The organism is Niallia oryzisoli (genome assembly GCF_036670025.1).
GTDB lineage: Bacteria > Bacillota > Bacilli > Bacillales > Cytobacillaceae > Bacillus_BD > Bacillus_BD oryzisoli.
In genome coordinates this window covers 2419846-2435174 of the sequence record NZ_CP137640.1, presented here as the reverse complement: position 1 = coordinate 2435174, position 15329 = coordinate 2419846, and the positions used below count along the sequence as shown (strand labels likewise).

Sequence of the window (15329 nt, the reverse complement as noted above, 5' to 3'; positions counted from 1 at the left end):
AGTTATCAAAAAGGAAAGTATTCTACATTTTAAAGATAACGGATCACTTAGAAGATCTCTAATTTAAAGTATACATTATATCCAAATTAAAACTTAATTTCATATCTAGAAATTAAGTTGAATACACACTTATCAACTAAACTCATAAATTAGAACAATATCATATCAAATATTTATGGGTTCGGGACACATAGGAAATTGTTATTTTTATTTATTATTAGAAATACCCCATTACCCTGTCTAAAAGCCCATCTAGAATATTATGTCCAGAAGTCTTATTACTTTTAGTCAGTATAAATGAGATATAAAATAATATTTTTTTATTGAATGCGGTTGTCTGTTTTACAGACAAAAAAAAGAGTGCCGAAGCACTTTATTCTTTTATTAATTCTCGTGGTTTTTTTCTTGATATTCATTAAATTCTAATTAATATTCTGCTAATTCTGCTTCTAATTCACCAATACTTTTAAATGCTCTCATATAAGGCCTATTGTCCCTAGGGCATATTTCGTGATTTTTCTTATTACGACTTGCTGATATTCTAGCATACTCCAAACATCATTTTCTTTTACCAATTTCCACAAGTAAATATAATTTATATTTGTCCAATGGTCTTACTTTTCTTTTAGTAAGTTCTTTTGTTCACCACTTTTGTTCCAAATTCTAATAATTCCTTAATATCCTTTTTTTCTTCTGAATGTACATATTTATTTATCTTTGTATCTGTTTCACTACCTTTATTGCTCCAGCTCCTACTTTCATTAATAATTTTAGTTTCATTTTCATTTCCACCTAATTATGTTCTGATTCCAGACTTAACAGTTGCAGCGACTCCTTAAACTATTTTTCCAATAGACCCTCATCTACATCTAAGTTTATTTCCAATACACATTTGGTAACTCACACTTAACAATTTGTTACATCCTATTCAACAAATTGTTGACTTATATTACACGCACCGTTACATTTATATATGTAGTTGCCAAATTGGGCAACTTTAAACAAAAATGAACAAAGCTATTAATATTAATATAAATGTTTACATTTACATCAACATAAACATTTACCCTTAACTTAGCATATAAAAAATGGCACTAGCTATTACTAGTACCATTAATTTAATTACTCCAAGATATAGTAATTGTTTTCTTTTTTAAATTTCAAATAACCTTTTGTTCGTAAACTTCTCATTGTTGCATCAAATGCTTTCCATGTAAAACCAAAGTTATCACGTAGATATGCTTCAAGTTCTTTAGCTGTCATCTTTTGATTTGTTACAAGAACAGGTTTTATGATTTCTGCAAGATCAATAGAGGAAATTTGACCCTTTTGAATTTGCTGTTTTTTTGGTAATTCACTTTCTTTTTCAAATTGAATTTCAGATGATTCGTTTTTAATTGCCTTGTTTGATTTAATAAGCTCTGCTATGATTTTATCCATTATCACTTTTTCCTGACGTATTAGTTCACGTTCTTTATGGATAAGATCACGTTTGGCTTCATATGCCTCTAATAATTTCATAATATGTTATATTCCTCTCTTAAGTATTTTATTATTATTTGGGACCGGCAAGTCAAAATAATAATAATAATAATAATACTATTACTCTATGCTTTTGACTAGAGTATTGGAGGTTTATATATAAAAAACGCTAGATTAATTTTAGCGTTTTTATTTCACCTTATAGATCATCCACAAATTAAAGGATTAGTAATGCTAACTTAATCTTCCGATACCGTTACATTCAGATTATTTATCGTTAACGCTACTATGGTATGTCGTATAATTTCACAAATGGTATTAGCCGTCCAGCCTATGGTAATGTCTTTACCTTTATATTCACTTTCTAATAACTTGTAACCCCTTTTTTCAAATGTCTCTTTAACTTCGAGATAAGATAATTTTCTTCCCATTCAATCCCCCCAATTAATAACTACTGTTAAACATTTACATTTATTATAAATTTGAAATTGATTGGGTTTAATTAATTCCTCATTCATTCAGAAGATTCCTTCTATGTTGTAATAACTTAATTACTTTACCCCTAATAAAGAAAGACACCTTGAAATAAGTTCAAGATGTCTTTCTCATCATTATTATTAATTTGCCAAATAACTTCTCGAACATTAAGCCCCGGCAATTTCTTCCGCATTTTTATTAATTTGATCAATAACCCCGATAATTTTTCTTGCATCATCCATGTTATTTTTAAACAATTCGACAATACTACCCACGGTCTTGAATGGCTCTTGTTGCAGCACCTTCTTATCAAGTGTTCCGTTTTTCACGACATAATCGACAATTAATTTAACAAATCGAACTTGATTGATATTAAGTCGTTCTTCTGAAAGAAATTCAGAAAAGGCTGCGTTTGCTGCTTGAGGATCTAGCCCTACAATTTGGCGTACGAGCTTAGTGATTGGAGTATCACCAAAGTCTTTCTCATAATCCTCTTTTGTTCCAAGTTCGTTCCACAAGATGTTTTCAAGCATTTCTACATCCTGTGCCGTCAATGCCTTATTATTGTTTAATTTATAAATTGCTATTTGGTCCTTATGCTGATTGAGGTAATGATGAACCTTTTTCTTATAACTTTGTAAATCGTTCACATTATACATTGGGCCGTTCTCTTTGACTTCAAGTACTTCATCTTGGAAATTCGTAAAATATATTTTTTGTGTTTCTTTTTCGATGAATTTGATTAAATCCCTTAACGCTTCACGAACAGAATCCAATTCAAATATATCCGCACTATCCCAGAACTCTTCAGTTAAAACCTTATCTATAATTGGTTTTGCTTCTAACACTTGTGGAATCGTACCTAGCTTTGATAGTGCTTCTGCTGTTTTGATAACACTTCGAATAGGTTTCGTTGCATTTCGTGTTTGTAATTTAGCTAATTCAATGGTATACATGACTAAATCAAAACGCTTGGCAAATTCATCATCATTCATCGGAACAATAATTGGTGAAATATGATCTTTAATCTCATTTGTATCAAGGACAGATAAAGTATTCCAATTCGTACGATTCTTGAATTTTTCTACATACTGAATATGCTGTCTTACCCTGAAATTCTCACTATCGAGCGATAAAAATTTTTTTGCCACTTCATTCACTAATTCATTTCGATGGGCAATATATTCTCCTGTCTGATAATCAAGACCTTGCAACTCACGAATAATATCCACTTTCGCATTAAAGAGTTTTTCTGTAAGACTTTTCCCAACTTGACCGTCCATTCCTTTCGGATTTTCTCGAAAGAAATCAAAGTTTCCGCAATAGTCAAAAATAAGGAAATGTGTTTTATCCTCTCCGATTCCTAATAGATCAGGACAAAGACGCGTTCCCCGACCAATCATTTGCCAGAACTTCGATTTTGAACGAACCTTTTTAAAGAAAACAAGATTTACTACTTCAGGAATGTCAACACCTGTATCAAGCATATCAACTGAAACTGCAATTTGTGGAAGCTTTTTCACTTCAGAAAAATCGTCGATAAGGGTTTGATAATAATTCACGCTATAATCTATAACTCGTGCAAAATCACCTTTATACTCCGGAAATAGAATATCAAAACGTTCAGCAATTCTTTCTGCATGATTATGATTTTTAGCAAAAATAATTGTCTTACCTAATTTGTCTCCACCTTCAACACGAATTCCCTTTTCCATTAGATTTTTCAGAACAGTGTCGATTGTGTTGTCATTAAATAACCACTCATTTAAGGCAGAACTATCAATATCTTCCCTGAAATCTTCTTCATCAAAAGTTTCCTCGTATTTTTCTTTTTCTTCATTTGATAAATCATCGTAATGAATCCCATCTTCCAGAAACTTCATCTTCGTTTCAATTGTTCGATAGTCAACTAAGTATCCATCATTTACTGCTTGTTCCAATTCATAAGCATACGTTGGGACACCATTTTCAAGATCAAATACTTCATACGTATTTTTATCAATTTCATCTTTTGGTGTAGCCGTTAAACCAAGTAAAATGCCGTCAAAGTAATCAAAGATGCTTCGATATTTTTTATAAATACTGCGATGTGATTCATCAATTATGATTAAATCAAAGTGACCAACCGTAAATAGTTTCTTGCCATCTTTTCTTCTTACATCGTCTATCGCATTCATCATGGTTGGATACGTAGAAAACACCATTCTACTTTCTTCTGGGTTGTCCTTATTGTCTAATAGATTACATATTGTTAAACTTGGCAATAGCGTATTAAAATTTTTGTATGCTTGATTCAATAACGTTTTGCGGTCAGCTAGGAATAGGACATTTTTCACCCAATTATGTCGGGCTAGCACGTCAACAATGGAAATAGCCGTTCTCGTTTTACCGCTACCAGTCGCCATGACAAGTAAGGCTTTTCGTTGATTACGTGTTAAAGCATCGCATACAGCTAAAATAGCTTCTTTTTGATAATAACGGTTACTGATAGAATCGTTTATCTCTATGTCTTTAAAAGGCCGCTTCATTTCACGACGATCCATCAGTAGGCTTAATTCTTCCTTATTATAGAACCCAGATACTTTTCTTGGCGGATATGGATCGTGCCAAATATATGTTTCAAAGCCATTAGTATAGAAAATAACCGGGCGTGTACCTGCCATTGTTTCAATGCAATCCGCATATAACTTAGCTTGCTGTCGACCAATTTTCGGATCCTTTGAAGTTCTTTTTGCTTCAACAACCGCAAGTGGTTTTCCGTTATCGCCAAACAGTACATAGTCCACAAAACCTGAACCAGCATTGTTCGGCATCCCTTCGACTGGGTATTCACGAACAATATCCTTATAAAACTCCCATCCAGCTAGCTTTAAATCCAAATCAATGTATTTAAGTCGTGTTTCAAATTCTTTTAACTCATCTACTTGGAAGTTGTAATACTTCGTATTGTGTTCCCGTTTTTCCGTCACACCCTTACGCAGATGTTCATTTTCCTTCATCACTTCTTCGAGTTTTTTATCTTTGGAACTTAATTGCTCATATAAATCTTTCAGTTCTTCAGGACGTACTCGTTTTTCTTCACCAAACTGAAGAAGAGATTCATCAAATTCACCTGCTGTAAATTCATCCGAGTAGCAATAATCAATCCACGAAATAAATTGATGTAGGTGATGAAGCGATAATACCGCTTCATCACGAGAAATTGGAGCATTTGTATGAACAGCTACATTCCCCAGTTTCACAATGTATTTCATAAGTGGTAATAAAACTTCATCAATAATAGCTAAAAAGTTAGCATCATGAATTAAGCTCGATAAATTATCTTGGTAGGGAATCTTTGCTGCACTATCAAAGCTGTAGACCCATTTAACTGCCAGTTCCAACGCGCGTCGTGACTGAATCGCGCTCACTGCTGGACTGACAACTAAAGCCTTTTCCGCTTCAAAACAAGCATTAGTAAAACTTCTGTATTGTTTTTTGTCTTTCAAAAAGCTGAAGTTTGACACATTTACCCCTCCCTTTGTTTATAGATTAGAGACCTTTTCATCGATGAATAATTGGCCATTGAAAGCACGTTGCATAATTGAATCGAAGTTATTTTCAAGTTCAATCAAGCCTTTTTCCATATGGCTCCTTTGTTCTAAAATCACATCAATTGTATTAGAGAACTTTCTCTGCAATTCAATAGGAGGGCAAATAATTGATATATTTTTTATCATAGTTAAGTTCAAATTTTTTTGCCTTACCCCTCTTTGAAGTCTCCTATAATGTTCCTTTCCAATTTGAATACAATAATAAACAAATATAGTGGAAACAATAGATTCATCTAATTTAGCAAATGCAACTGCTTGGTTACATGAACACTCAACTTGATTAATTGTTGATTTTAATGCTGCTGTATCGTACATACCCAATAATAAACTTCCTACGGGGATAATCTTTGCTGCTGAATTTTTTAAAGCTTCTTCTGTAATATACTCATTACTAGAATATGAGTAAATATCATTTAGTTCGCCTGCTGAAAGCCACGGAATATTCCCTTTGAAATATTCTTTATTACTTCTAGATGGTGTTCCACCGCTCTTCCATTCTCCTAATTCTTCAAGTGTTACACTGACCCAATTTTTGGAGTTTTGTACTGGATCCCCAAAAATCTCCAAAAAAGCACTTTGAGTTAATCGATCTAGTGCATCTATTTGAGCATTGCGCTGATAGATAAGATTTTGTGACTTATCTAGTATATCGAGAATTTTATACTGCACACCCTTGCTACTAGGTACTGGTACATTAACAAAATCGATAAACTTCTTAGTTATTCCACCAACTGTTGCACCTCTGAAATCTTTCATCATTTCGTTGTTACCCTTATTTGATACTAAGTAATAGTATAGATATTTAGGTAAAATCTTTTCAGAATCCACACTCAATTTAAATAGATGTTCGTTGATTGCAGACTTCTCAAAAGGAAATGATTCATCAATAAATGCTACTCTACCAGTAGTTGCACCGTCTTTAACAATCAGTATATCTTCTTTTTCTATCATACCTTTTTTAAGGTTATTAAAGTAATCTTCTGGTATATATTTAACCTTATCAAATTTATATAAATTCTCTTTACTTATATGTTCTCCCCCTAAACTTGGAATACCATTATCAGAAACGCCACCTTTTGGCCTTGAACCACTCTCTAAAGTTTTAATAAGATTACTCAAATTAACTTTTTCCATAATTTTAACCTCGAATCATTTCTTTCAATTCTTGTATTCCCTTGATAATCTCTCTTTCAATAATTTCTACCTTCTCAAGTATTACCTTTGGAGACTCATACTCCACTTTTTCATATTCAATTTCTTTATACTTATTAATCGACAAGTCATAATCATTTTCCCGTAATTCTCCCACTGAGACAAAGAATGACTGCTCGGTTCTTTTACGCTCATTTTCAGCTACTATATTATTAAACCTTTCAATAATATCAGGTATATCATTTTCTTCAATTGGAGTACGCTTATCATCTAATGAGAAACCATCAGCTTTCATACTGTAAAACCATACATTGTCAGTCCCACCTGCACCTGTTTTCGTGAAAATTATAATGGCCGTTGATACTCCTGCATACGGTTTGAATACGCCACTAGGCATGGAAATAATAGCTTCTAATTTGTGATTATCTATGATTTCTTTACGTATTTGCTTATGCGCATTGGAGCTACCGAATAATACACCATCAGGAACAATAACTGCTGCTCGACCACCCGGTTTTAAAATCCGAATAAATAATGATAAAAATAGTAGTTCTGTTTTCTTTGTTTTTGCTATTTTCAACAAATCATTTGAAACAGCATCATAATCCAAAGATCCTTTAAATGGTGGATTTGCTAAAACCAATGTATATGTCTCTTTATCCTTGTTAACTTCAGATAGTGAGTCTCGATATTCAATGTTAGGATTATCTACACCATGAAGCATCATGTTCATTGCACCAATGCGTAGCATGGTGCGGTCCATGTCATTACCGTAAAACATTGTATTATGAAAATGTTCTTTTAATCCTTGCACTAAAAACATGTCGCTATGGTTATTTCTCAAATACTCGCTAGCTGCAACTAAGAATCCAGCCGATCCCATTGCTGGGTCAATAATAATATCTTCAGGTGTCGGTTTCATCAATTCAACCATCATTTTGATGATATGTCTTGGTGTACGGAACTGACCATTTGTCCCAGCTGTTGCAATTTTTGAAAGGAGATACTCATAAAGATCCCCTTGTGTATCACGGTCTTTCATTGGAATATTATCGATACCATCAACAATTTTTGCGAGCATATTGGCAGTTGGAATCATAAACATGGCATCACCCATGTATTTTGAATAAGCTGAATCATCTGTCCCATGTAGTTCCTTAATGAAAGGGAAAACTTCTTTTGAAACCACTTCATACATTTCTTCGGGAGACCCTAGTTGTTTAAAACGATGCCAACGTAGGTGTTGTTTATCTTTAGGGAAAAGTCCCTCATAATCTAAACCTAGAAACTCCGCTTCTTTTTCCTTTGTTGTTTCTACTTCATCTAGCCCTTTTATAAATAATAAATAAGTAAACTGTTCAATAACCGTTAATGGATTCGTAATTCCACCTGTCCAAAACGTCTCCCAAATCTTATCTACTTTATTTTTAATTTCACCTGTTATCATTCAAAATTCCTCCTATAATACTCTCATTTCAAGTATACAGATTTTTACAACCTTAATAAATGGATAATCTTAACTTCCTATTTCTATTTTCCTATTATTCAAACTGATTTCCTTTAAAATTAAATTTGACAAAGAAAATACATCATCTTGAATTTTACTCACATCCCAAGCTTCATTTGCCAATCTTTTTCTAGTAGCTAAAGCAAAACCTACGTTTTCCTTTCTAATTTCCCAGTCATAAGCAAAGCTGTTTTCTTTTGAAGCTGAGAACAAAAGATTGCTTATTTCTTTCATATACTCTAGGTGGTTAAACCACATATTCGCTTCTTTTCTTCCATGTCCATCACAACTCATAGAAGTTTGAAATCCAACTTTATTTAAAGCAAACACTAAGGCAGCAATGCCATAGTCTAATTCTAAAATAGCCAAATCATTTCTTTCATTATAATTCCATGAAGAAGGAATGAGGTTTCCCTTAATAGAGTACTTTACATCCTCCCTTGATGCTGTTTCAATTTGCTTTAACAAGCCAGAAGGCAAGGAATCCGAATTTATTCGAATTCCTTTTTCTCCAATTTCAAGAGACAACGGAAATTGATTTAATAAACGTACTAACTCATTAAAGTTAGATCGTGAATACCATGAATCTAAGACAAATTCAGCCTCTACTATATCTACCCAAAAGCCTCTTCTGCGTAGGGAATCTCTTAGTTCCAATAGATTTCTTTTATTCATAAAAGTCATCCTCTCCTAATTTTTACGAATAGCCGTTCCAAAACCAACATTTTGATAAGCATTAAAGTACAGGCTCTTTCTTTCTTCCTGTGCCTTGCGGATGATATCATCTGCTTTTTCTAGTTCGCTTATAAATTCAGTTTGTTGGTCAATTGATAACAATGGAATCTCAATTGAATTAATGTCATTAGGTGTTAAAACTGTCACAACCGAACCGCTTTGATTTACTTCAAAAAAGTACTGGCCAGCTGGGCTTTCTAATATACGCTTTACATATAACGGATTTACTTTATCGGATGTCAATCGAATAATCACAAACATACTTGAAACTAGAACTTGTTCCGTATGTTCTGGTACAATGGCAATTTTTTGTTGAGTACCTCTGCTGGATACAAGAATATCCCCCGGTTTTGCTGTAACACGTTCAATATCTCTAGTCTGGATTGGAAACTTATCAATTTTTTCAAATTGAATTTCTCCATCCTCAACATCGCGAATTTGGATTACAGGATATAATTCACCATCAGCGTTCTCAATTTGTCTACGACTTGGTAGATTAACACCTCGTATTACCTCGGCAAATTCTCTGATTGGAACTAGATTTTTGGTTTCTGTTTCATATTTTTTTCGATTAAATAAAACTTTACCAAATTCGGTCTCAAGCTCGATATTGACAAAATATAATGAAGGATTTAAATCAAATTGATTATCTTCAATTTCTCCTACTGGTACTATTCTCGAATATCTTTCAATATTCTCAAATCGATCTAATACATCAACGATTTTTTGGATGTGTTCTGGCATCAAGAATTTCTGTGTTCTTGTTCGTTCATAATCACCTTCAGCATTGATAAATTGTACTTTCCCCTTTTTCTCAACCGGCTTATTTTTATTTAAGAGGAAAAGGGCAACTTGTATCCCTGTTCCAACAAATAAATTAGAAGGTAAAGCAATAATGCTTTCGATTACATCATCTTTTAATAAAATCGAACGAATTTTTCTCTCTGCAGCTCCCCTTACAAGTGTTCCAAATGGTACAACTAATGCAGCTTTTCCTGTACTTTTTAATGAAGCAAGTGCATGAAGTATAAAAGCATAGTCCCCTTGAGCTTTAGAAGGAATATCATATAATTCAAACCTTCCATAAGGGTCATTTACAGCAAATTCATAGCCCCAGTCCCTTACTCCGAAAGGATAATTCATTAATACATAATCAAATGGTTGAATTTGGCCGTTTTCTATCCACTTTGGTTCTCGAATCGTATCACCATAATAAAGATTGCCTCGTTCCGGAAGTATATGATTTATAAATAAATTCAGTTTACCAAGTACATACAGCTCTTCATTCAACTCCTGACCAAACACATTTACTTCCTTATTCTTGTTTATCGCATTTGTATAAGATTGAACTAGTATGTTGGCAATACCTGCGGTTCCATCATAAATAGAGCCATTTAGAGGTTTTATTGATTCAACCATTAATTGAATTAATCCATCTGGTGTAAATTCAAACCCTTTTGCTTCGCTAATGAATTCTTTTAAAAGGTCGTTGAAAAACGTAACAATCATTTCTTTACTTTGGTATTCTCCTTTTTTTAAACCATATCTTTCAAATAAAACGACTAGTTTGTAAAGATCCTTATCATCTATCCTAGAAAATGAATCGTTGATAAAAACTTTCGATAAAGATGGTTCAAGCTTTTCCAGTTCTAGATATAGTTCATGAAGCTTTTTTTTCACAGCACTGCCGGCATTTTTCACATCTTCTCTTGTTGCAACTTTTGAAAGTCCAGTTTTATATTTTTCCATCTCCATCGCTGCATAAAGAGCATGAAGTTTTCCTACTTCACTGATTAAAGTAAAATTGATTTCCTTTTTACTAAACTGATTCTCTAATTCATTTATAAATTGCAATGTATTTTCCGCCATTTTTATTCCCCCTAAATATCTTGTTAAAGTATTTTGAATTCCTTTTTATTTATGAAGCAAAAAATGAGACTTTATTATTTAATAATTCAACTGCAGAATTAATCACTTCAGAAAGACCACGATTTCGTGGATAAGCAACAGGGACCGAGTACTTCTTAGAGAGTTTTTTCACTTCCCACATTGTTTTATGAGAACAAGTGGATTGAATCAAAACTACGCAATCAGCTTTCTTAACAAGCTTTTCAAATACTGAATTACTTTGTCTTTTTATTATACCATTATGAAATAAGATATCCATTTTTCCTTTTTTCTTACCCATTTCCTCATAACCTTTATGATTAAAACCACCCACTATAAGTACTGTACTCAAATTTATTTCCTCCTTCTTTAGTGTTTATATTTTCTTGATTGATAACCTTTGTAACTATAATTTATCATATAACACAATTCTTGTAAAGAGTATTTTGAATTCCTTTTTTAAAAATATTTGATTCCTAATTTAAGTAATCGGAAATTCAAATATTACAGTTCATTAATATTTATTAAATGAAAGCTCACACAATTTAAATGAGTGAGCTTTTTGCTTATCTGTAAGATTTAAAAAGGGGCTAGTTCCGCTCTACTAAATGATTCTCTCATGGAAGCCATTTTGCTAAAAATTAAATTTGTATCTAAGAGTTTAATTGATTCAATTAATTGCATCATATCTTCAACTGACACTTTTTCAGAATGAGCAGCGTTGTTTCTTATTTCAGAAATTTTTTGCCATTCCCTTAGAAGCAGCTTACGCTCTTCTGGTATCCATAATGGTTTCCATTCATGTTTTTCAATATTTTTTGAAGCGATTAAATACGATTGTCCCATCGCAGGGGGATGCCAAGTACCGTTTTCACGAGATTTATTAAAATTAATTGGTTTCCCGTTATTCATATTAGGTGTGACCAAAGCATCAATTCCTGGTTGAACCTCATTATAAAAATCAGGAAGAATTATATTATTTTTTTTTCGAATCCAATGTACTATGGATTTGTTTATTTCAATTTCAAAAGCCTTAGCTAAGCAGATTGCTGATGGTGTAAAATCAAGGTCAGGATAATGATTTTGATAGGACCTTAAGAAATTTCCAACGCTATTTCCAATTTTAAATAATTGATTAGAATCAACTTCAAAATCTTGTATCGAATAATCTGAGTTCTGTTCTTTCGATGATTGTAATAGAGTAATGAAAGTACCAACCTTTTCACATAGATCATCTAATATATCTAAATATTTCGTATTATTATTATCATTCAATAATTTCCCTTTAGTTTCTTTTATTGCATCTGTTACTCTTCTCATGGCAATGTTTATCTGTGACTTTGCCATTTCGTTAAATACTAAGTTATTTTTACCACTATTAATAAGAAAACTAAGTAATTCCGATAAGGCAGTTGCTAAACTTTCAGTTAAAAGTTCATCACCTTTCCCTTCACAAATGTTTAAATCGTTATCATATTCCTCTTTGATTAGATCGAACATTTTCATTTGAACTACTTCTGGATTCGCACATTCGATTTTATATTGTTGCAATTCATTTGCGACAATTGCTAGTTCCTTTAACTGTTTTCCAAGTTGTTTTGTACACGTCCGGTACCATTGAAATGATGATAACGAAGGATGTGATGTAATAACAATAGCAGGCAATTGCTCATAAGGTATTTTAAGTACTTTAGAAATAGCACGAACATTAAAGGAATTATTAAATAAATTTGCTTCAATTTGCTTAGGATATACAGCTAGTTTCCTATCTTCCCTAAAAACTTGTTGTAGATGTTTAAAATATTCAGGTTGTACCTCTTCATCTTTCCACTGTTCAGGAGGCTGAGTTAGAGCGAAAAAGAGAAGCTGTTTCCCTGTTTTGTGATGAAAGTTTAAAAATTGCCGTTTTAAATTTTCAGCGAATTCCTTATGTTTCTCAGGATCATGGATAATAAAAGCAAATAAATTATAAGATTCAAAAACTTGGTCTGTTATTTTTTTCAGCGCTTGAATTCTTTTTTGATAAGATGGATTTAAAGTATCAACTAATTCAGGATTATTTTGTCTATAATATATCTGACTTAGAGAATGAAAAAAAGTATAATTATTAACTGGCATTCCCACAATATCGCCATCCTTTCAATTAATACTTGTTGTAAAGCTTTTTGACTGATTCCTAAATATTATTAAATATACCCCAAATTTTTCAAATAACACAATAGATATTATATTAGTGGACCTCCAGTTAGAATTCCTGTAGACAGCTATTTATCAACTTTGAAAAAAATTAGGTCCCTCAGTAAGATATGAGTATAGACACCACTCTAACTCAAAACCTTAAGGAGGAACCCTAATATGAAGTTTAAGATGCAAGACAAACAAAATCAACTAATTGAGAGAATTTCAGATAAACACCTTGTGGTTGGTGTGGATATCGCCCAAGAATTACACGTAGCTAGAGCTGTAAATTTCCGTGGAATAATAGTCGGTGATCCTCTTACATTTGAAAATAATGAAGAGGGTTTTGCTAGATTACTACAATGGATTAACCAGTTAAAAACCTTAAAAGGTTTTGCCTCTACTATAATCGGCATGGAACCTACAGGACATTACTGGGTTAACCTATCAAAATGGCTATATGACCAAGATATTGAAGCAGTAACTGTTAACCCACACCTTGTAAAAAAGAATAAGGAAAACATAATAGCCGATCTAAAAGTGATAAAAAAGATGCTCTTGTTATCGCTGATATGGTCAAGAATGGTTACTATTCCTTTATTCGTCCTACTTCTGAGGCCTTTGAAAAACTTAGAGTTTTAATGTCTAACCGTGACATGACGGTTAAACGATATGTCAGTGCTGTCAATCAAATAAACCGTTGGGTCGATATTGTTTTCCCCGAACTTCGGCAGGTATTCAAAGATGTTAAAGGCAAAGGGGCAATGGCAACTCTACGCTTATTCCCTACACCACTTGAACTACGTTCAATGAAAGCACCAGATATCGTTGTAGGCTGGAAAACCCAAATGAAGAGACAACCTGGGTTAAGAAAAGCACAAGTATTAATTAAATTAGCTATGCATTCAGTCGGAACTCGACAAGCACTTGATGCTTATAAACTCCATCTGGAACAATTGATTGAAGAGTTTGATCTAGCAACCGCGCAACTTGAACGAGTTGAAAAGGAAGTCACTGAAGTCCTTAAACGAATACCTTTCGCAAGAAAGTTACTTGCCATTAAAGGGATTAGCGAAATTGCCCTTGCGGGCATTTTAGGAGAATCAGGAGATCTAAGTGGATTTGCACACGGGAATTCTTTATTGCGTCATGCTGGATTGCATCTTGCAGAGGCAAGTTCAGGTAAATGGAAAGGTCAAATTGTCCTCTCCAAACGTGGGAGATCTCGTTTACGGCGCTTCTTGTATTTAGCGACTATGAGTCTTGTCATGAACAATCCTGATTTTAAAGAGCTGCACGCTAACAATGTTAAAGTGAAAAAGATGAAGAAAATGAAATCAATTATGAAATTAATTCATAAACTCGCAAGAGTATTAGTAGGAATGGCCAGAAAGAATGATTCCTATCGTCCTGAGAAGGTACAACCTATTATGTCAATAGCTGCCTAATGTTAAATTGATAAATAAATAATTACTTTAAGTTTAATACCTTTCGAATATTGGCTTATTCGTAGGATTTCAAAGAAAGTACGAGTACCGGATTTATTGTGCAAAAGGGCTCAGACCCGTTCCGTTAGAAAGACCGGCCTCTACCACTTGGATAGGTGTAACGAAGGAATGAGAGGGCATTGACCCGTTGAGACATGGGAGTGAAAACCTCCAGGGGTAGCGTGGAGAATACGTACATTATATGGAAATCATTGGATTTATTACTGAATCCTTTATTTAAGTACGCCTTCATCCAGCCTTCATGTCAAAATCTCATTCAATCAATCCCATATGGTCATTTCAAGTGATTTGAAATCCTGCGAATTAGTGAGTATTTGAGAGATAATCGCATCTTACTGAGGGAGCATAATAGTCTTTTTGGAATAGTGGTAGAATAGTTTATTTTCAATTAATTATTAGTATCTGTGCTAATCTTATTTAATTGATTACTGTAAAAAATTTCTTTTTATACTTAATTAATGGATTAAAGATTAAAATGATACAAAATAGATTCAGCATAAGTGTTGGAGGAAAATATAAAAAAGCCAGTCATAATCGTTGTAGCTATTTTTGAAATTAATCAAAATGAAATCTTATGTGCACTTAGCTGAAATGACTATTCTTATTAAGTGAGAATTCCCTTGTGGGAAGGTAACAAAATTGAAGATATCTACTCATCACTTGAACGAGAAAGCTCCAAAGCACTAGGATGTAAAATCGAAACACATCATTAGGTATTTAATGAAAAAACTCATGATTACAATACCTTTATTGTTAACCTAATATCTATTAAAATGTAAGATTATAGAAAGCTCACCCAAAGCCAGAGAA

At 33.0% G+C, this 15329-nt stretch carries 9 protein-coding genes and 1 pseudogene; 1 reads left to right on the top strand and 9 read right to left on the bottom strand.

Annotated elements, in window-relative coordinates; genetic code table 11:
- Positions 1-1122: 1122 nt before the first annotated feature.
- The 9 genes from R4Z09_RS12150 to R4Z09_RS12110 form a co-directional block, all read right to left on the bottom strand.
- Positions 1123-1521, bottom strand: a complete 399-nt coding sequence (locus tag R4Z09_RS12150; protein WP_338452556.1) for a hypothetical protein — start codon at positions 1519-1521, stop codon at positions 1123-1125.
- Between the two features lie 200 nt (positions 1522-1721).
- On the bottom strand, positions 1722-1913 hold the full coding sequence (locus R4Z09_RS12145) for a hypothetical protein (protein ID WP_338452555.1): 192 nt from the start codon (positions 1911-1913) through the stop codon (positions 1722-1724).
- A 213-nt stretch (positions 1914-2126) separates the two neighbouring features.
- The gene (locus tag R4Z09_RS12140; protein WP_338452554.1) at positions 2127-5465 is read right to left on the bottom strand and encodes a DEAD/DEAH box helicase family protein; all 3339 of its coding nucleotides are present in this window, start codon (positions 5463-5465) and stop codon (positions 2127-2129) included.
- Between the two features lie 18 nt (positions 5466-5483).
- Complete coding sequence (locus tag R4Z09_RS12135) at positions 5484-6686, bottom strand: restriction endonuclease subunit S (RefSeq protein ID WP_338452553.1); 1203 nt, start codon at positions 6684-6686, stop codon at positions 5484-5486.
- 4 nt (positions 6687-6690) lie between these two features.
- Positions 6691-8151 (bottom strand): class I SAM-dependent DNA methyltransferase, encoded by a 1461-nt coding sequence (locus R4Z09_RS12130; RefSeq protein ID WP_338452552.1) that lies wholly within the window; start codon positions 8149-8151, stop codon positions 6691-6693.
- Between the two features lie 69 nt (positions 8152-8220).
- On the bottom strand, positions 8221-8886 hold the full coding sequence (locus R4Z09_RS12125; RefSeq protein ID WP_338452551.1) for a hypothetical protein: 666 nt from the start codon (positions 8884-8886) through the stop codon (positions 8221-8223).
- Positions 8887-8901: 15 nt separating this feature from the next.
- Positions 8902-10815: an N-6 DNA methylase gene (locus tag R4Z09_RS12120; RefSeq protein WP_338452550.1), complete on the bottom strand. Its 1914-nt coding sequence runs from the start codon at positions 10813-10815 to the stop codon at positions 8902-8904.
- 49 nt (positions 10816-10864) lie between these two features.
- Positions 10865-11185 carry a DUF2325 domain-containing protein gene (locus R4Z09_RS12115; RefSeq protein WP_338452549.1) on the bottom strand — a complete coding sequence of 107 codons (321 nt, stop codon included), beginning with the start codon at positions 11183-11185 and terminating at the stop codon, positions 10865-10867.
- Between the two features lie 227 nt (positions 11186-11412).
- Positions 11413-12957 carry a hypothetical protein gene (locus R4Z09_RS12110; RefSeq protein WP_338452548.1) on the bottom strand — a complete coding sequence of 515 codons (1545 nt, stop codon included), beginning with the start codon at positions 12955-12957 and terminating at the stop codon, positions 11413-11415.
- A 231-nt stretch (positions 12958-13188) separates the two neighbouring features.
- Between R4Z09_RS12110 and R4Z09_RS12105 the strand changes: the two are divergent.
- Positions 13189-14459, top strand: a pseudogene (locus R4Z09_RS12105) (IS110 family transposase).
- The last annotated feature ends 870 nt before the right edge of the window (positions 14460-15329 follow it).